This is a genomic window from Gillisia sp. Hel1_33_143 (assembly GCF_900104765.1).
Lineage (GTDB): Bacteria > Bacteroidota > Bacteroidia > Flavobacteriales > Flavobacteriaceae > Gillisia.
The window spans coordinates 2,953,580-2,972,481 of the sequence record NZ_LT629737.1 but is presented as its reverse complement, the minus strand read 5'-3'; the positions used below and the strand labels follow the sequence as shown (position 1 = coordinate 2,972,481).

General features: G+C 31.9%; 18 protein-coding genes. 2 read left to right on the top strand and 16 right to left on the bottom strand.

Annotation, left to right across the window (positions count from 1 at the left end; all coding sequences use genetic code 11):
* Positions 1-102: 102 nt before the first annotated feature.
* Positions 103-630, top strand: a complete 528-nt coding sequence (locus BLT84_RS13870; protein WP_091266883.1) for a redoxin domain-containing protein — start codon at positions 103-105, stop codon at positions 628-630.
* A gap of 68 nt (positions 631-698) precedes the next feature.
* Here BLT84_RS13870 and BLT84_RS13865 read toward each other — a convergent pair whose 3' ends face one another.
* From BLT84_RS13865 to aceB, 6 genes are all read right to left on the bottom strand, one after another.
* Positions 699-1,316, bottom strand: coding sequence for a hypothetical protein (locus BLT84_RS13865; RefSeq protein WP_091266880.1), 618 nt, complete (start codon positions 1,314-1,316; stop codon positions 699-701).
* Between the two features lie 248 nt (positions 1,317-1,564).
* A complete protein-coding gene (locus tag BLT84_RS13860; protein WP_091266877.1) occupies positions 1,565-2,227 on the bottom strand; it encodes a hypothetical protein in 663 nt (220 codons plus the stop codon).
* A 133-nt stretch (positions 2,228-2,360) separates the two neighbouring features.
* A complete protein-coding gene (locus BLT84_RS13855; RefSeq protein ID WP_091266874.1) occupies positions 2,361-3,047 on the bottom strand; it encodes a type 1 glutamine amidotransferase domain-containing protein in 687 nt (228 codons plus the stop codon).
* A 120-nt stretch (positions 3,048-3,167) separates the two neighbouring features.
* Positions 3,168-4,214 (bottom strand): flavin monoamine oxidase family protein, encoded by a 1,047-nt coding sequence (locus BLT84_RS13850; protein ID WP_091266871.1) that lies wholly within the window; start codon positions 4,212-4,214, stop codon positions 3,168-3,170.
* 208 nt (positions 4,215-4,422) lie between these two features.
* On the bottom strand, positions 4,423-6,054 hold the full coding sequence (locus tag BLT84_RS13845) for an isocitrate lyase (RefSeq protein ID WP_091266868.1): 1,632 nt from the start codon (positions 6,052-6,054) through the stop codon (positions 4,423-4,425).
* A gap of 72 nt (positions 6,055-6,126) precedes the next feature.
* Complete coding sequence (gene aceB, locus BLT84_RS13840) at positions 6,127-7,725, bottom strand: malate synthase A (RefSeq protein ID WP_091266863.1); 1,599 nt, start codon at positions 7,723-7,725, stop codon at positions 6,127-6,129.
* 118 nt (positions 7,726-7,843) lie between these two features.
* Here aceB and BLT84_RS13835 point away from each other — a divergent pair, with 118 nt between their 5' ends.
* Positions 7,844-9,331, top strand: a complete 1,488-nt coding sequence (locus tag BLT84_RS13835) for a helix-turn-helix domain-containing protein (RefSeq protein WP_091266859.1) — start codon at positions 7,844-7,846, stop codon at positions 9,329-9,331.
* 151 nt (positions 9,332-9,482) lie between these two features.
* Here BLT84_RS13835 and BLT84_RS13830 read toward each other — a convergent pair whose 3' ends face one another.
* The 10 genes from BLT84_RS13830 to BLT84_RS13795 all read right to left on the bottom strand — a co-directional run bounded on the left by BLT84_RS13830 (position 9,483) and on the right by BLT84_RS13795 (position 18,807).
* Positions 9,483-9,890: a cytochrome c oxidase assembly factor Coa1 family protein gene (locus BLT84_RS13830; RefSeq protein WP_091266856.1), complete on the bottom strand. Its 408-nt coding sequence runs from the start codon at positions 9,888-9,890 to the stop codon at positions 9,483-9,485.
* 97 nt (positions 9,891-9,987) lie between these two features.
* A complete protein-coding gene (locus BLT84_RS13825; RefSeq protein WP_091266854.1) occupies positions 9,988-11,433 on the bottom strand; it encodes an FAD-dependent oxidoreductase in 1,446 nt (481 codons plus the stop codon).
* Between the two features lie 54 nt (positions 11,434-11,487).
* Complete coding sequence (locus tag BLT84_RS13820) at positions 11,488-12,186, bottom strand: SUMF1/EgtB/PvdO family nonheme iron enzyme (protein WP_091266851.1); 699 nt, start codon at positions 12,184-12,186, stop codon at positions 11,488-11,490.
* An 89-nt stretch (positions 12,187-12,275) separates the two neighbouring features.
* Positions 12,276-12,557 carry a hypothetical protein gene (locus BLT84_RS13815; protein WP_091266847.1) on the bottom strand — a complete coding sequence of 94 codons (282 nt, stop codon included), beginning with the start codon at positions 12,555-12,557 and terminating at the stop codon, positions 12,276-12,278.
* An 18-nt stretch (positions 12,558-12,575) separates the two neighbouring features.
* Positions 12,576-12,728 (bottom strand): hypothetical protein, encoded by a 153-nt coding sequence (locus tag BLT84_RS16125; protein ID WP_157717950.1) that lies wholly within the window; start codon positions 12,726-12,728, stop codon positions 12,576-12,578.
* Positions 12,729-12,731: 3 nt separating this feature from the next.
* Positions 12,732-12,890 (bottom strand): hypothetical protein, encoded by a 159-nt coding sequence (locus BLT84_RS16120; RefSeq protein ID WP_157717949.1) that lies wholly within the window; start codon positions 12,888-12,890, stop codon positions 12,732-12,734.
* 386 nt (positions 12,891-13,276) lie between these two features.
* The gene (locus BLT84_RS13810; RefSeq protein ID WP_091266843.1) at positions 13,277-14,479 is read right to left on the bottom strand and encodes a DUF418 domain-containing protein; all 1,203 of its coding nucleotides are present in this window, start codon (positions 14,477-14,479) and stop codon (positions 13,277-13,279) included.
* Between the two features lie 118 nt (positions 14,480-14,597).
* On the bottom strand, positions 14,598-15,683 hold the full coding sequence (locus tag BLT84_RS13805; protein ID WP_091266840.1) for a serine hydrolase domain-containing protein: 1,086 nt from the start codon (positions 15,681-15,683) through the stop codon (positions 14,598-14,600).
* A 563-nt stretch (positions 15,684-16,246) separates the two neighbouring features.
* Positions 16,247-16,861: a MarC family protein gene (locus tag BLT84_RS13800; protein WP_034894828.1), complete on the bottom strand. Its 615-nt coding sequence runs from the start codon at positions 16,859-16,861 to the stop codon at positions 16,247-16,249.
* 191 nt (positions 16,862-17,052) lie between these two features.
* On the bottom strand, positions 17,053-18,807 hold the full coding sequence (locus BLT84_RS13795; RefSeq protein ID WP_091266837.1) for an erythromycin esterase family protein: 1,755 nt from the start codon (positions 18,805-18,807) through the stop codon (positions 17,053-17,055).
* Positions 18,808-18,902: the final 95 nt, after the last annotated feature.

Genomic DNA, 18,902 nt, shown 5'->3' with positions numbered 1-18,902 from the left:
CGCTTATAGATCTTAAATCTTATGGAAATGTTATTTAACAAAAGATAAAGTTTTTGCTCTCCATAAAATTCCGAAATTGAGAATTAAAATTTAAAGAGAGTTATGAAGTTAGATAGACCAACACCAAAGCATCAGGCACCAAGATTATCTTTTGAAACATTAAATTCTGAAACTTGGAATATAAAAGATCAGAACCCAGAAAACTTTACGTTACTTGTTTTTTATAGAGGACTTCATTGCCCTGTTTGTAAGAAGTATCTTAAGGAACTAGAAGAGCTTTTACCAGAGTTTAAAGAAAAAGGAGTAGAGGTTGTAGCAGTGAGTATGGATGACGAAAAACGGGCTAGATTATCTCGTAAAGATTGGGATCTTAAAGAGCTAACCTTAGGGTATAACTTAGATCTGGAAAAGGCTCAGGATTGGGGCTTATATATAAGTAAAGGAATTAAAGAGGAAGAGCCGGAAATTTTCTCAGAACCGGGATTATTCTTGTTAAATAAAAACAATGAAGTTTATTATTCAGCTATTAACAGTAATCCATGGGGTAGACCTTATTTGCCATCTTTCGTGAAAGCAATAGATTTTATCTTAGAAAATGATTATCCTGCTAGAGGAGAATATATCAAATAGAATCTTAAATAAAAAAAGCTCAATTTTAAAATTGAGCTTTTTTTATTTAAACGATGATTTTTTCTTGTTTAATCTTCTTTATCATCTTCACTATATGCTCTGTCTATAAGTTCTTGTGGCAGAAATTGTTCTAAGATAAATCTTTGTTTTTTCTCTACTACTAAGAATTTCCAATTGGTTTCACCATCATTAGAAATAGCATATACCTCTTTTGTTGCTTTAATTTCATATTGATCTTTCTCCTTATCATATTTCACATTTTCTAATCCAAAGGTCTTTTGAAAGTTTAGAAGTAATAACGTATTTCTTAGATCGCGTTGCTCCTTTTCTTCCCCCTCGGGATTATTGATCTTCATATCCATCACAGAAGAATATATTAGAGTGGCGTAGTATTTTTTATCAAACTTTTCTTTATCTGCCACATTTACAACCTCAGAATCTTTTAACTGTATTTCCATATTAGGATTGTTGAATGTACTTTCTAATAATTGGATCATTTGTTCTTTTGGAACGATCTTAAAAAAATCTTCTGATAAGTATTCTACAGATTTTTCAAATTCTAAATTAGTCAAAGCATCTAAATACGCTGTGAACTCTGTTCTTATCTCTTTCTTATAATCTTGAGCATAGTTAGTAAACGACAGAAGTAAAAATAATAAAGAGGTAATAATAGTTTTTAATTTCATAATGGTAACAGCTTTAATAATGTTTAACAGGATTTGGTAATGAATAAAAGAAGAAAGTAAGATTGATTTTTAAGATTTTTGAAAGTGACATTAAATACTATAAGTCACGAAAAATACAAAACTTATTTTATCTAGACATTTGGTGAGACCCAATTATAGTCTAAGAAATATGTTTTTAAAGGTATCGTTTTTTCAATTCTTTAAATTCCGATATAATTTGATATATCTTCTCATTATTGAATTTGATTTTAATATTTATACATTTCCATTTTTTCAAAATCTTCAATCTCAGAAAGCATTATTACCTTTTTAATATCAATATCTTTCCAGGTTTCCTTAAAAACTTCATCTTTATCCTCGCCATTTTTAAATATATTTTCTAGCAATTGTTTTTTTTCGGTAAGAAAATTAATACTTGTTTTAGAATTGATAATAGTTCCTCTATTTTCACAAGATTCATAACCTATTAATTCAAAATTTGACTTTTTATATCTAAAAATGTATTTCCAATTTCCATATCTGCCATGTTCATAAGCAATATTTAATTTTCCATTTTCAATATTTAAGCTAAGCTCAGGAGGAAAATACACTCCGCCATCTTCATTTTCCGAACTAAAACAATTTAAGTTTTGAACTGCTACATTATATCCTTCAGAATCGCGTAGGAGAACAATAATCCCTCTTCTATTTCTGTCTACAGTGTCTCCAAACCTATTTTTTACAATATTTTTTTCTTGTGTATTTTTAACTACTAAGACACAATCTTCTAAGCCATCATTATTAAGATCTCCACTATATTCTTCAAATAAGATATATCCATCTGGAATATATATGGATCTGTTTTGAGCAGTACATAGATCATTATTAAAAAGAAAAAAAAGAGCTATAAATGTTTTGAGATAAGTTGTCATTGCTAAACTTTAAGATATTTTAATTAGATGGTGATTTAAATAAAAATGCAGCTAGCTGAAGAAAAAAGTTATGTTTCTTCAGCTGGCTGCATTACCTATCATTATTTAATAACAAGGAGAGATATCCTTTGTACTACTCATTAGCCCACAGTTCCAGCAAGGCTTTAGCGGTTGGTCCAGCAGATGATGGATTTTGTCCTGTAATTAATAATCCATCTTTTTCTACATGAGAAGTAAATGGAATAGTCGCCGTATGATAATCTGCTCCTAATTCTTTTAATCTATCTTCTAGGGTATAAGGGATATTATTAGACCTTAAAGCCAATTTCTCTTCAGCATTGGAAAAGCCTGTTACCTTTCTACCTTTTAAGATTGAAGGATCCATTTCTGCTGCTTTAATAAGAGCAGCTGGGCCGTGACATACAGAAGCAACAGGCTTGCCGCTAGCCAAGAACTCTAGGATCAATTTTCCACTTTTCTCGTTCGATGCAAGATCGAAGATAGGTCCATGTCCTCCAGGAAAAAAGACCGCATCAAAATTAGTGGCAGATAATCCGTCCAATCTAACTGTAGTATTCAAGGAATTTTGTGCAATAGTATCATCCTGAAATCTTCTATTAGAACTTGTTATGTTCTCTGTAAGTTGACTCATTGGGTCTATTGGCGGTTTTCCACCCATTGGGCTCGCAATTGTAACCTGATGACCTGCGTCTATAAATTCATAATATGGATCTGTAAATTCTCCTATCCATAAACCAGTAGTAGAATCTGTATTTACTAACTCTTTATGTGAGGTAACAATGAACAATATTTTTTTCATGATCTTCATTTTTTAGTTGATTAAAATTAATAATAGTCTTTTTAGGTTATCATTAATTAAATCATAAAATATAGCTTCATAGAATTGTAGCACTAGGCTGCAAAGATTTATAAATAAAAATTACCTAGTGGCTTCTATTATTTTGCTTGCTGTTAAATTTCCTGCTAAAATAGCGCCATCCATATATCCAGGAAATTCCGGTGATGATTCTGAGCTTGAGATCAATAATTTGCCATCGTAGAATGATCTTCTAAAAAGAGGATTACCATTATTTTGATGAGGATAAATAGGCGTACCAGTATCTTCAAATGTATTTTTCTCATTGCTCCAAATACATTCTGTATACTCTAAATAGTTACTAGCTTGTTCCCCAAAAACTTCTTCCAATTGCTTCATTACTTCTTGCTTTCTCACTTCTTTATCTAAATACTTTAGAGAAGAATTCATAAATCCGCAAAGCGCAAATTTAGATCTGTTAGCGTTGCAATGATCATATAATTCTGTAATGGGCCCGCTATTGCTAAAAAGTGCTCCAGATAGATCTCTAATTGTCCAGAAATCATTCTTATAAGTTATTGCCACCTTAATAGAATCTTCCATCCAAGTATGAGTTTGAGTCGCAATATTTAGGAGGTCTTTAGGCAACTCTGGATGGAAAGAAATTTTTCTCGACCATAGTTTTGGGGGTATGGCCAATATTACTTTATCTGCTTCAAAGATCTTACTGGCAGTAACCTTGAAGGCATTGTTATTAAATTCAATTTTTGTCACATGCTGATCTAGCAGAATATCATTTTTATCTAAATGTTGATATAAGGTATTTATAAGATTAGAACTACCACCGTTAATTCTATAGCTTGGAGGTTGTTCAGGTATTTGGATAGCTTGCGCAGGTTCATTAGAAACCGGTTGATAGAAAACCGTTCCATTCATATATTGCTCAAAGGAATTTAGGTTCAATTCTTTTAATAGAGCAGAGATGTGCAGATGTTGAGAGTGAAACCAAGTAGCCCCTAATTCTACAGGAGTATTGCTTTCTCCCAGAACGGTATTAATTCTTCCACCAATTCTAGATCTTGCTTCCAATATCTTAAAAGGGATTCCTTCTTTTTTAAGTCGATATGCAGTTAATAGGCCGGATAGACCTGCTCCAATTATAATGTTCATTTCACAAAATTAATGAAGTAGCTTTATAATAATCTTAATACGATATTAATATTGATAAGATGTAGTGCCTATAATTCGTAGTAGTTGTAGTGGCAGTTTTATAAATATAACTATAGATTTGTATGCTATTAAAAATTCTGAAATAAAAAATGCGCAAACTTTTATAGTCTACGCATCTTAATAATAAATTAGAATAGTTTGTTAAATATTATAAAGCCATTTCTTTAATTTTTTTTTCCTCTTGAACTGTAGTATCAGTTTTGAATTGATTGGAAGTATTTTTGTTACCTCCAGCTTTAATTGCTTTTTCTCCTGCAAAGAATGTTTTATGATCGTCTCCCAGGTCTGATCCAGCCATACGTTGATGCTTTACACAAGCAACTCCTTTCCTAATTTCTTGTCTTTGAATACCCTTAACATAAGCGAGCATTCCATTATCTCCAAAATAGCCCTGAGTAAGATCATTCATATGAAGAGCAGTTGTATGATAGGTTGGCAGTGTAATTAAATGGTGGAAGATACCAGCTTCTTTAGCACTATCCATTTGAAAGGTTTTAATTTTTTCATCTGCACGGAAACATAATTCGGAAGCATCGTATTGCGCATTCATAAGATCATTTCTATCATACTCCGTCATATTCTCGCCTTCAGATAGCATTTCTTCATATACCTGATTGCGGAAATTTAGCGTCCAGTTAAAAGAAGGAGAATTATTATATACCAATTTGGCATCTGGAATGACTTTTTTAATTCTATTTACCATATGTGAGATCTGGTTCACATTAGGCGTAGGAGTTTCAATCCATAAAAGATCTGCTCCATGTTGTAAACTGGTGATGCAGTCTAAAACAACCCTATCTATGTTAGAACCTTCTTTAAATTTATACAGCCCATTAGACAATCTAACGGGGCGGACTAATTTTCCATCTCTTTTTAGAAGCACATCATCTTCCTTTGCAGCATGAATATCTATCTCTTCGGCTTCCACAAAGGCTAAGTATTTTGACGCTAGATCTCCCGGCTCTTGGCTTACAGGTAATTTTTGCGTTAACCCGGCGCCTTCAGAATCTGTTCTTGCTACTATTACACCATTATCTACTCCTAATTCTAAGAAAGCATATCTGATGGCATTTAATTTAGCTATAAAATCCTCGTGTGGAACAGTTACTTTTCCATCTTGATGGCCGCATTGTTTAGCATCAGAAACTTGATTTTCTATTTGAATAGCACAAGCTCCCGCCTCTATCATTTTTTTGGTTAATAAGTAGGTTGCTTCTTCATTACCAAATCCAGCATCAATATCTGCAATTATTGGAACTATATGGCTTTCAAAATTATCTATTAGATCTTGAACATCCTCTCCTTTTTCTAGTCTATTGAATAAGTCATTCAGCTCTATGGCATCTGCCTGTTTTAAGAAGTCATATATTTCTTTAATTAATGAAGGTACCGCTGTCTTTTCATGCATAGATTGATCTGGTAACGGACCAAATTCAGATCTTAAGGCAGCTACCATCCACCCAGAAAGATATAAGTATTTCTTATTGGTAGTTTTATGGTGCTTCTTTACGGCTATCATATTTTGTTGTGCTACAAATCCATGCCAGCATCCAAGAGATTGGGTGTATTGGGAAGGGTCTGCATCATATTCTGCCATATCTTTTCTCATGATGGTAGCCGTGTATCTTGCGATATCTAATCCTGTTCTAAATTTATTTTGAGAGATCATTCTTGCAGCACTCTCAGGATTTATTGCATTCCAGGTATTGCCATATCTTTGCTTTAATTCTCGTACGGTCTCTAAGGCAGAGGTATAATTTGTTTGTGCTAGATTTTTCATAATTTTGTAAGACGTTATTTATTATTAATAGTTAGATCCTGTTGATTGTTGCAGCAATCGCAGGATTGTTTTTTACAAGAGTTGATATGCGGGAATCGTTAGAAATTCTTCAAATCTTTCTGAAATTACCAAATTGTCAAAAAGTTGAAAAGCTTGTTCAAATTTTGTGTTCTTAATATTAGCTTCACCATATTCTGTAAGAAGTTTTTCTACTTCATCATCAAAAAGATCTATATATAATTCCATATTAAACTTTCTGCCGTCATCTAATAGCACTTCATTTTTAAGCCATTGCCATAATTGAGTTCGCGATATTTCTGCAGTGGCAGCATCTTCCATTAAATTGTAAAGTGCTACAGCGCCTTGTCCTCGAAGCCATGCTTCTGTATATAAAATTCCAACATTGATATTTTTTCTAATACCTGCTTCTGTAACACTACCCTTAGGTAATACTACTAGATCTTCTTCAGTTATTTTGATATCATCTCTAGATACTTCCAGCTGGTTAGAAAGTGGCATATGTTTATCAAATTCAGAAAGTGCAACGTGCACTAATGCAGGATGAGCAACCCACGTACCATCATGTCCGTTCTTAACCTCTCGCTCTTTATCTTTTCGTACTTTTTCTAGTGCGGTTGCATTGGCTCTATCATCGTTCTTAATAGGAATTTGGGCTGCCATTCCACCAATTGCAAGAATTCCACGCTTATGGCATCTTTGGATTACAAGTTTGGAATAAGCCTCCATAAAAGGAGAAGTCATAGTAACTTGGTCTCTATTAGGTACTACAAAGTTTTCATGATTTCTAAACTTCTTGATATAAGAAAATATATAATCCCATCTTCCACAATTAAGACCTACTATATGATCTTTTAATTCATAAATAATCTCATCTAATTGAAAACTTGCGGTAATAGTCTCTACTAGTACAGTTGCCTTTAATGTACCTATGGGAATTTCAAGATAATCCTGAGCAAAATTAAAGACATCGTTCCACCAGCGAGCTTCCATATAATGCTCTAATTTTGGAAGGTAGAAGTAGGGAGCGGTATTATTAGTTAGTAAGGTTCTATAGTTATGAAAGACATAGAGTCCAAAATCTACAAGACTTCCGGAAGCTATTTCTTCATTTATCAAAATATGCTTTTCATTGAGGTGTAAACCCCTTGGTCTTACCATTAGAACAGCAACTTCAGAATTTAAATTATAAGATTTACCGCGTTTATGATCTTCTAAGGAGATTGTTTTGTTATTGGCATCTATTAAATTTTGCTGACCTTCCATTACATTTCTCCAGGTAGGGGCGGTACTATCTTCCAAATCTGCCATAAAGGTTTTAGCACCAGAATTAAGAGCATTGATGATCATTTTTCTATCTACGGGACCTGTGATTTCCACACGTCTATCTTGTAGATCATCAGGAATACCGGCAGCTTTCCAATCACTTTCTCTAATAGATTTTGTCTCTGAAGGAAATTCAGGGAACTTACCAGTGTCAAAGATCTTTTGTTGTTCTAATCGTTTTTCCAAAAGTATATTGCGGCTTGCATTAAAATTTTCATGTAAGGCTGTAAGAAAATTTAGAGCATCTTCCGTAAGAATATCCGGATAGTAATTAGAGACGTCTTTAGAGAAATTTAATTTGTAAAGTTTTAAAGCTGTGTTTTCCATGATGTTAATATTTTACAAAGCAATAATATAACAAAGAATTATAAAAAACAAGCGAACGTTCGCTAAATGTAAATATTCACTAATTACCACTATTCGCAAATTAGTTTATATTTGTTCTATGGAAGAAGATTATATCAAGGTTATATTTGGATTGAAGCTAAAGCAGATAAGAACAGAAAAGAATTTATCATTATTTGGATTATCAAAACTCTCCGGTCTTTCAAAATCTTATTTGAATGAGATAGAGAACGGTAAAAAATATCCTAAACCAGATAAGATTGCAACTCTATCTGATAAGCTTGAAGTACCCTATGACCAAATGGTTTCATTAAAGTTAGATAAGAATTTAGCTCCCATAGGCGAACTATTACAGTCTAAAATATTAAAAGAGATCCCGCTAGAACTCTTCGGAATAAAAGAAAGTAACCTTATAGATATTGTATCTAATGCTCCTGCGAAGGTGAATGCGTTTATAAGTACTATTATAGAAATCGCAAAGCATTATAATTTTAGCAGAGAGAGTTTCTTTCTGGCTTCTGTACGTTCTTTCCAAGAGGCTAACAATAATTATTTTGATGATCTGGAGCAGCAGGTTCTAAAATTCTCCAAGGCTTATCAAGTAGATCTTAATAGAAAGCTTACTGCAAATGATCTTGAAGAAATTCTTATTGAAGAATATGGATACAGCATTAATTATAATGAAATTAGCAAGCATGAAGCTTTAGGTAATTTAAGATCTGTATTTGTACCAAATACAAAAACTTTATTACTAGCCAATGAGATAGACGAGGCTCAGCGAACTTTTATATATGCAAAAGAAATTGCTTATAATTATTTGGAGATAGAAGATAGATTACACACCTTTCCGTGGATAAAATTTAATCGATTCGATCAGGTTCTTAATAATTTCTATGCTTCCTATTTTGCGGGTGCCATGGTGATACCTAAGGAGGAATTGACTACTCAACTGGAATCCATATTTGAAAAAGAAACCTTTTATAAATCCCAATTCTTAAGTATGATAGGCAGATTTAATGCGTCTCCAGAATCCTTCTATCAACGCTTAACCAATATTCTACCAAAATCTTTTAATTTCAAGAATTTATTCTTTTTGCGCATTACTCACAAAGCAAATAGCGATAAGTATTACCTTAATAAAGAACTTCATCTAAGCCATCAACATTCTCCACGTGCTAATGAAACCAATGAACATTATTGTAGACGCTGGGTATCTCTAAAGGTTTTAAAAGATATTAGTCAAAGTAATAGTTCTCATGAATTTGACATTCAGATCTCCAATTATCCTAGTCATGATACCAAATACTTGGTGTTTTCTTCTGCTACCAAAGATCCATTCAGAAAAGATCAATTTAGAAGTATAAGTATAGGTCTTTTAATTAATAAGCAATTGGAGCGAAGACTAAAGTTTTTAGGTGATGAGGGTATCAAAAATAGAGAAGTAGGAGTAACTTGTGAGCGTTGCGCTATTGCAGATTGTGGAGTAAGACAAGCCCCAGCCATCGTTTTGGAGAAAGTTGAAAAGAATAAAAAGATAGAATTGATAGTGGAGGAATTAAACGCCAAATTTCAGAATCCTTTAGATTAAAATATTCCTATGATAGGAACTTTTTCAAATGAATGTTTTGCGAGTTGATGTATAATAGCATAAATCATTAACCGGACAAATCCATCTTTGAATTTTTAATGAAATATTTTATTTATCTATTGTGTTCTATTAATTCAGAAACAAATGAATATTAAGGAACTATAACAATAGTTTCTTTGGTATTGGCTGCGTCTGTTAGTCTTATATTAATCTTATTATAGATCCACGAATCGTCCTTCCAATTGGCCTCAATATCCATCTTACCTTTCCCTTTACTACCTATAACTTTAACCGTGGTTTGAACTGTACTATTATCATTGGTGTAGTGCACGTCCCCATTGATAATAGTCATCTTTTCTATAGGTGATATAATCCCAAGTTTAGTTTGTACAGTCTCATTATCATTTACTTTGATAATGGCATTCTCGTAAAGATTTGGATCTGCATAAGCCTGGACAAGATCTGTTGCTATTTTAGAGGCTCCAATGGAAGTAAATAAATATATAACAACACCTAATAATACAAGTGCTAAAGCTATCCATTTTAATCTTTTTTTCATTTTAAAACTATTTCAAGAACAGCAAATCTCAAGAGAGGCATTTATTATTTGCTACTAACTCATTAAATTTAAGTATAATAATATGATTATAAGAGAGTTAATCCTCTTTAAAAAATTTTCCCCGAGGAGCATTACTTTGATGTAACGCAACGTCAGAATGTAAAAATTTTGCGGCTTTTGCAGAATCTTTCACTTTAGAACTACTACGAGCTAACATTTCTTGTTCAAACGTATTGAGAGCATTTTCCCTTACGCCATCTTTTTTCCAGTGCACTATAGAACTACATCCTCTAGCTATCTCTCTAGCTAGCGAAAGTGCGTCTAAAAGCGCCTGATTGGCTCCTTGGCCTTTAAATGGACTCATAGGGTGAGCAGCATCACCTATTAAAGTAACGTTATTTAATTCTTTAAGATCTTCTTGTTTTATAAGATCTCTGTCATACACAGGATAGCCTGAAATTTTTTCTGTAGCAGTATTATTAATGATCTGCGGAATTGGCTCATGCCATTGAGTTTTTATTAAAGCTTCCTCTTTAAGAGCTTGGGCACCTTTGGCACTCAATTTTTTTGCATCTTCTTCTTTCATAGGAAAACTAAGCTGCCACATTATAGCGTCTTTAGAAAAAGGCATCATATAGATACGTTCAGTTCCATTGGCAGTTTGAAAAACTGTTTCACCATCTAGTAAAGGATGAGATGCTATTTGTTTTAGATCACAAATACCTAAAATTACGATACAGTCTAGATATCTCAATGGATAAGATTCATCTCCCAGTAACGCCTTTCTCACAGTACTCCGAATTCCATCTGCGCCAACAACAATATCTGCTTGCACCTTTTTTTCTTCGCCATCAACTTGAAAAAAGAGGTCTATATTTTTCTCCTCATTACTCTTAATATCTATAAGCTTATAATTCCATTGCACGTTTGCATGATCATTAAGTTGATGTAAAAGCGCAGCTCTTAATGCTTGTCTTGCGATGTGTATATTTGAGTGTTTAGAAGGAATCTTCTCATTATTATTTAGCCATTTTCTAACTCCCCATTCGCCTACAACAGTGCCTTCTGGTGTATGTACCACATGTTTTGTAGAAACTACGCCCTCTTCCAATGTTTTTATTCCTAAGGCTTTAATAGCTTTACTTGCCTGTTGCAACGTAAGTCCATACCCTTGAGAACGAGCTTCAAAATTAGCATCACGTTCAAAAATTGTAAATGGAATACCTCTATGAAGGCAGGCTACAGCAAGGGCAATACCGCCAATACCACCGCCTATAATAGCTACCTGAGGGAGATTAACGTAATCTGGTAAAGGTGGATTAGAAGAGGCGAGAAGTCCTGTTCCTTTACAAATTGGACACGTATATAAATGTCCTTTCGGTTTTATAGGAGCTTTACTCTTATGCTCCATTTGTTCAAATTGATCTAACTCTCTGAGATAGCGAAGCTTTACTTTCTTTCGGATTCGTTGACTTTTTTTACCACGACCCTGACATTCGGTACAGCTAGACCAGTTGGTGACTGAGTTTTTAGCCTCTTTCAATTCCTATAGTTTTTAGTCGCTTCCATTTTCTTTTAGGTTGAGGTCTTTTTGCATTTAATAACTTTCACAAGCACATCTAAAACCTGTTACGTCATTTGGGAATTCTAATGGGGTCACACTTCTCCAATTCTCTCCATATACATTTTCTGAACTGGTATATTCTGAGATGTTGAATAGTGCAAAATTATCTTGATTGCTATAAGGTTTAAATCTTGAAGGGTCTTTACCATTATAAAAGCTGAATAATTTCTTTTCAGTAAAAATTTCTTTGGAAGTGGCTAATTCTTTCTTTGTAGGTAATCTATATGCTATTTTTTGATTCTCAACAATATTATTTTTTAACCATAAATATCTAACCATTTCCGTTCTCCAGTTACAATAATCTTCGGCTTGCTCTTTTGATATATTTAATACCGGAGAATATTCAAATTTAGTATTTTCAAAATAATTCTTCTTAGTTAAAAGGCTGCCTTCTCGATCTAAATTTTTTAAATAGGAAGGATATAGTATTATTAATCTATTCAAGATCTTATCTTCAGTTGTATGATATTCTTTAAAAGAAGTAAAACCTTTTTTTCTTAGATCATTTTTAGCGGTTAAATATTCCAGAAACATCCTATTTGTAACCGGGATTCTATCAATAAAAATACTATCTTTTAAAAAAATAGTTCCAGGGGGAGTTTCAAATTTTGCCTGAGAATAGCAAAGAGAAGAAAAACTGAATAGCAGAATTAATAGCGCAAGTTTTTTCATAACAAATTGTAAGCAGTAAGTTTTAATATAATGTAGTTCTATGTGCCTCTAAAATAAGATTATTAAGACCAAATCACATGTTAGATTGATCATTTTCTTCTATTCTTCATAATTCTATTATACATGATCTCAGATAAATTCCAGTTATATGCATCAAAATTAACTGTTTTTGTATATTGAATTACAACAATATCCAAATCTTCATGATATTTAGCAGTAGTTTGATATCTTGGTATAAGCCCTGTATGTTCAAACTTATATATGTAAGAGTAGATATTTCGTGACAACTTTTCAGTAAAAGCAGAACCATCATTTGGCGCTCTAATAAACTTTCCCAGATCTTCTGCTGTAGCTAAATGAGCCGTTATCATCTGCTTTTAGATTATTATCTAAATCTTTAAATAGCCACTCATAACATCATTTAAAGAAACATCTATAATAGCGCCAAGGGTATTTTTCAATTGAAATGGTTCTGAAGTATCAGATTTAATAAATTTAAAATGATCATATTCCAATACGCTATCCATAATTCTACCCAGCAATAACTAATTTTTAATGGAATATTCATAATTTTCACCTGGTTCAAAATTAGTAGGTAGCTCGTAGAATAATTCTAGTTTTTCTTCATCACTTTCTTTTAGATTAGCCCAATAGTTATGAGCATCTATGAAATTAGGAATATTACTTCTATGCTGTACCATCATTTTTAGAGAGATCTTATCCGCATTTTCTATCCTACCTTGTAACTCTGGTCATGTTTCCATCCATACTTTTTTTAAAAAAAAAGGAAATTATAGTACCAATAAGCAGTGCTAATCTTATAGCCCAAATACTTTTCTTATTTTTCATATTTTGGTATTTGGACTTATTCTCGAGATTGATTTCAGGACTTAGGTTTTATAACTTTATTCAATGATTAATGCTAGATGTTCTAATCACTAAAGTTGCAACTTCATTTTAAAACAAAACAACCTTTATTTTATATAAGCTTACAAATTTCCAAATGAAGTTAAGAATTTTTAGTCTCTAAGATCTAATGAGAGCGTAGGGTATTAGCTAGATTTTTATTGATTATTTAATTATTTAGAGCCTAGCTACTTTTCTTTATTGGCAATAATTCTCCATAGGTTAAGCATCTCCAGAGCCATTCTAATGGTCCGAATTTAAAATAAGTTAACCAGATCTTACTTAACACAACCTGGAATATAAAAACTAAAAAGGCTACCACTAAAGTTTTTGACGGACTCATGGTTTCATAAAGCGAAAATCCTAAAGAAGTAAATAAGATAATTCCTATAAAGCTCTGTAAAATATAATTTGTTAAAGCCATTCTCCCAACATATTTTAGAGGAGATAAGATCTTCTTCCAATTCCTGTTATAATATAACCAGCCCAGTAGCCACAAGTAAAATAGACCCATTGCAACATCGCATATAACCATGAGCTTTATGAATATTGGTCTATAAACATCTGAAGAAAAGATCTCATTTTTTACTAGAACGAATAAAAAAAGTACTCGGTAAATATTAGTAATTAATGCCAAGAACAACATAGGAATCTTAATCTTCTCAATTAAGCTATCTATAGTTTGATAGATCTTGATCTTACCTAAATAAAGTCCTAGCAAAAACATAGAGCAAGCAATTGGGGCTAAGAAGCCAAATAGCATAGGGATATTAGTAAGGTATTCTAAAGTCCTTAATTTAATACCTTCTATGTAAGTGCCATTGTTAATGATCTGATTTACTGATGCTCCTGTATAGTTGGCTAGAAAAGATGATGGTTGAAAATCTATAAGGGTGAAGATATAATTTAGAACTTCTTCATAAAATGGGATTACTAGAAAAATTATAGAAAGTGTGATAATAAACGTATTAGATCTTTTAATCATTAAAGTAGTAAACAGTCCTAGGATAGCGTATAAATTTAAAACATCTCCAGACCATAGAAATAGTATATGGCAAACACCAAAAGCAAATAGAATAAGCATTCTTCGTATAAAAAAAACAGAAGTTAGCTTTCCATCATCATACATTTTTAAAGCCTGCATAGAGATTCCCAATCCAAAGAGTAATGAGAATATGGGAAAGAATTTAGTGTAAAAAAATAGCTGAAGTATTTTTACAGAGAATAAATCTATATTAGATGTAAACTGTTGTGCAAACTCATCCTGATTAAGAAACGTGGAGTTCATGATGGTAATGTTCACTACAAAAATTCCAAGAATTGCAAATCCGCGAAAGATATCTAATAGGTCAATTCTCTTTCCGGGTTTTGTGGGATGTTCCTTCAATATGCTTTCTTTTTAGTTTTATAAAATGAATTCGCTGAAAATAGATTCTCAAAATAAGTTTGATTTCTATATTTATCGCTAGATATCTTATTTTGAATCTCGTTAATTTTTGATATTTCTAATCAGCTAATGGTTTATCGGATAAAACATTCTTAAAATAGTCTGCAACTATAGAAGCACCTTTATCGCCACCGTCATCTATATTAGACAATATGATCACACTATAATGATCATCCATAAAATCTAACATTTCACAATGAATACCATACCATCCGCCTGTAATGCCTATAATGGTCTGGTTATATCTAGTGTCCACATCAATTCCATATCCTAAAAAAGTATTATATCCCTTAACTTTAGGGGCGAACATCATCTCTGTGGTTTTCTTTTTTAGCAATTTAAAGTTTCTTAAAGCCTTTGAAAAGGAAAACAGATCTTTAACCGTGGAATAATAAAAACCAGCTGGAGAAGCTTTGGTAAGGTAATAATCATTTTTCTTAAGGATCTCACTTTCTCCAAACATAGTTGTATAACCACTAGCCTTATTTTCTATAATAACATCAACCTCTATTTCTGAAGTATTTGGCATTTGAGCTCTATTGAGTATATTTTTTCTTATATAATCGTAATAACTTAGGCCGGAAATCTTTTCTATTATTAAACCAAGCAATACATAACCAGAAGCGCTATAATTATAAGTAGCACCAGGTTTTGATAATAGTGGATCGTTCTCAAATAGGGGTAAGAAATCTGAAATTTTATTATAAGTTAGAGGGTTTATATTATCTAAACTTGAGACATAAAAATTGTTAAGGCCGGAAGTGTGAGTTAATAATTGATGCACGGTTACAGAATCTCTAACTAATTTATTAGGATAATCTGGTAGGTAGCAACCAATAGGTTTATCTAGCTCTAATTCTCCTTGTTCATATAGTTGAAGTGTAGCTACAGCAGTGAATAGTTTTGTGATAGAAGCGATATTGAATTTTGTATCAATGTTGTTTAGAATATTATATTCAATACTAGAATATCCATAAGCTCGTTCTTCGAGGATCGAATCGTTTTGAGCGATTAAAATGGTACCGGAAAAGTCTTTCTCCTCTAAAAGATCTAGATGCTTTTTTATGCTTGAATTTATAGATTGTGCATTACCAGCAATCATAATAAATAGCATTAGTAACGTAATCTCAGTTTTAGAGTTCATCGATTTTTCTTTTAAATAAATAATTAGCAGATATAATTTCCATTATTAGGTTTTAGTATCTGCTCAATCTTTATAAATACTTTGAAAAGTAAATAATTATTATCAAGTTATAGGTATCAAGTCTTTATTACTAATTTATTGAATTTACATATCATGCAATTTAGATCTGCAAATACTCCAATTAATCGTATAAAAGCATCGATAAACAAATATAACGGTTTAGTTTAATTAATGGCAAAGGAGTAGGGCAGATGCTCCAATATAAATTTGTAAAATTACAGATCTTAATCAGGTTATAAATATGTTGACTTTCAATAGAATGCTTGCTATTTGCGCTTAACTAATTTATTGTGTAATAATTTAAGTATTATAGCTTTTCATTTAGGAAATATTCCTGTTATTCATATTTAAAGATCGAATAATTCCAAATTCCATTCTAAGTATTATTTTTTTTGTGTTCTCATTTTATCCTGCGGATAAAAGAATCAAAGTCAATATTCCCATAAAACTAAAAGTTTGGGTTTATTAATATATCGAAATTTTTTATTTTCATTAGGTACAGTTTATTCTAAAACAACAAAAAAACTTCTTAATCCGGTTAATATGCTTTGTACAGCATAAGAAGCTAAAATTAGCCCCATTATTTTACTAACCACTGTAATTCCGTATTCTCCTACGCGCTCTTTCACTCTGTTTGCAATTAATAATAGAAGGCAAGTTACCGCGATCACTATAAAAACTAATAGGGTGGTAATTGCTTGTTGTTTAAAGTTATAGATATTATTATCTGTCATTAAAACTACCGCCATAATTGCTCCCGGAGATGCTATAGAAGGAATAGCTACCGGAAAGATGGTCACGTGTTTATAATCTTTAATTAGATGTTTTTCAGATTCTGGTTTGCCATCTCCAAATATCATGGTGAGTGCAAATAAGAATAATATAACTCCACCCGATATTTGAAATGCATCTAAAGAAACCTCCATGCCATCCAAAACGACCTGACCAATAACTATGAATAGGAATAATATTAGAAATGCAATTACAGAAGCTCTTACCGCTACACGCTTTCTATATTTTAGATCCAACTCTTTGGTTGCTTCCAAATAAACGGGTACAGATCCTAAAGGATCTATTACTGCAATTAAAAATAAGATGGTAGTTATTATTTCGTTCATCTATTAAAATTTAGAATTCTTAAAATTAAACTTTTAAAATTTTCTATTTTAATTTAGATATTGAAATATTCTGTTCAAAAATTTATAAATAATGATACTAAGATCAATAGTACAGGTAGAAACATCAAACTTTATATCAAAGTAGGAGGTATAGTCAATCTAATATTGCTATGATCTTGGTTTAATCAAACTTATTTTTTCTCTAAAAGCTTAGATGGATTTGAATTTTTAATATAAATAAAAAAGTCATACAGGTCTGAGGTATTTCCATCTAACAATCTAAACTGCTCATTGATTTCTAAAGCCCCAATAGATCTTTTTTCTAAGTATTTATTGAACAATTGATCTTTTAAATATGCATTCTTAGAGGCAGATTTATTATTAAATAGAAGAACAGGAAATTTATAAACATCCATTAAACTTTCTAATGAATTGCATTTCATCAATGATAAAATATTATTGGAGTCTAATTTTCCATTTTCCTTGTCTATTGCGGTAAATTGACCACTGCCTAGGAGAAATCCTAGATTTATATAATTATCTGCAAATATTTCAGTTAAAAAACCACCCGTCCACCCTGCTTTTTTCTGAATATGTAGATCGTGAGCCCAATAAACTATTTTTTCTTTTGGAGTTAATTTGTGATCTACTAATTCAATATTCAAAGCCATTAAACTGTCGCGAACCTTAGAATATTCTAATCCGCTATATTGATCTAGAAAATAAGAATTTTTGAGGATTCTGGAATTGTTCGATATACTTTCCTCTTGTTCTTTAGATACGATCTGGTCAAATAATCGTTGAGATATCTCAATTTTTTTTGTTAATTCAATCGAGTCGCTATTTAATTGATTTAAAAGTTCAGTAGTAGGTGGATCATTTTTAAATTCTTCTAATAATATCTGAAGTGAATTTCCTCCAGATTGTGAATCCACCCCTGTTATTGAAACTTTGTTTTCCGTTTGCTTATTATATTCCTGCAACCATTCTATAAAGGCCAAAAAATCTTCGGTATAATAATTCCAGAATTTTAAATTGGCGATCAACTTTTTTGAATCTCCTTTACCAGTAATTATATATTTGTTTAGTTCTTCCGTATTTGCATAATAGGATTCTAATGCAATACTTCTAACATTATTATTTTTAATCAAAGACTTTATTATCGCTATTTTAAATAAGAATATCTCTTTAGTTCCATGTGTTGCTTCTCCGATGCCAATTACTCTGCAATCTGCATTCTGTTGTGAAATTGAAATACCTACATTTTCGATACTTTCAAGGTCTAACGGTGACACATACTCACTTAGCGATTTTTCTATTTCGATGGCTTCTGAAGAATTTTTAAAGAATAAGATTTCTTTCACTTCTTCCTCATCTATTTTTATTTTAAAATTATCAAACCAAGCATTTCCCTTTCCTTGCATTAATCCACTTAGAATAAGGTAATTCAAATCCTCATTTGCAATTGTTGCAATAGAGACTAGAGTCCAGTTCACCGTACCTTTTAACGGTTGATCATTAAATTTAAATATTGACGGATTTGCACCTTTAATATCATTGTACCCCATCAGTCTTAACATGGCACCCGAGTTTTCACCTTGTAGTGCATGGGTCTTCACCCAAACAGATAACTTTATAGCAGCTCCTTTTTTAACTTTAAGCGGAACTTTTAGCGATAGTGTTGCAAAAGTTTTTACATTTTCTTGATAACCATCTATTCGTAAACTTCTACTGCCGTCAAAAAAGTGAGTAGTGTCTAAATTAACCTTGTAATTTTCATCTACGATATAAGATATGTTAGTATCTAGACCCTTTAAATTGTCTGCTTCAAAACTAAATGATTCTGAATTGAACATTGCCTCACAATCAGAAATATGAACTGCCTGACTAAAAATTTTTAGAGAGCTAAGGAAAGTGATCACTAGTATGGTACTGTATAATCTCATTAGTTGATTCTGTAGGATTTAGTCATTTCTTAGAAAATTTCACTTTACTATAATAGGTCTGAATGAATTAAGCCAAAAATGAAAGTAAGAATTTA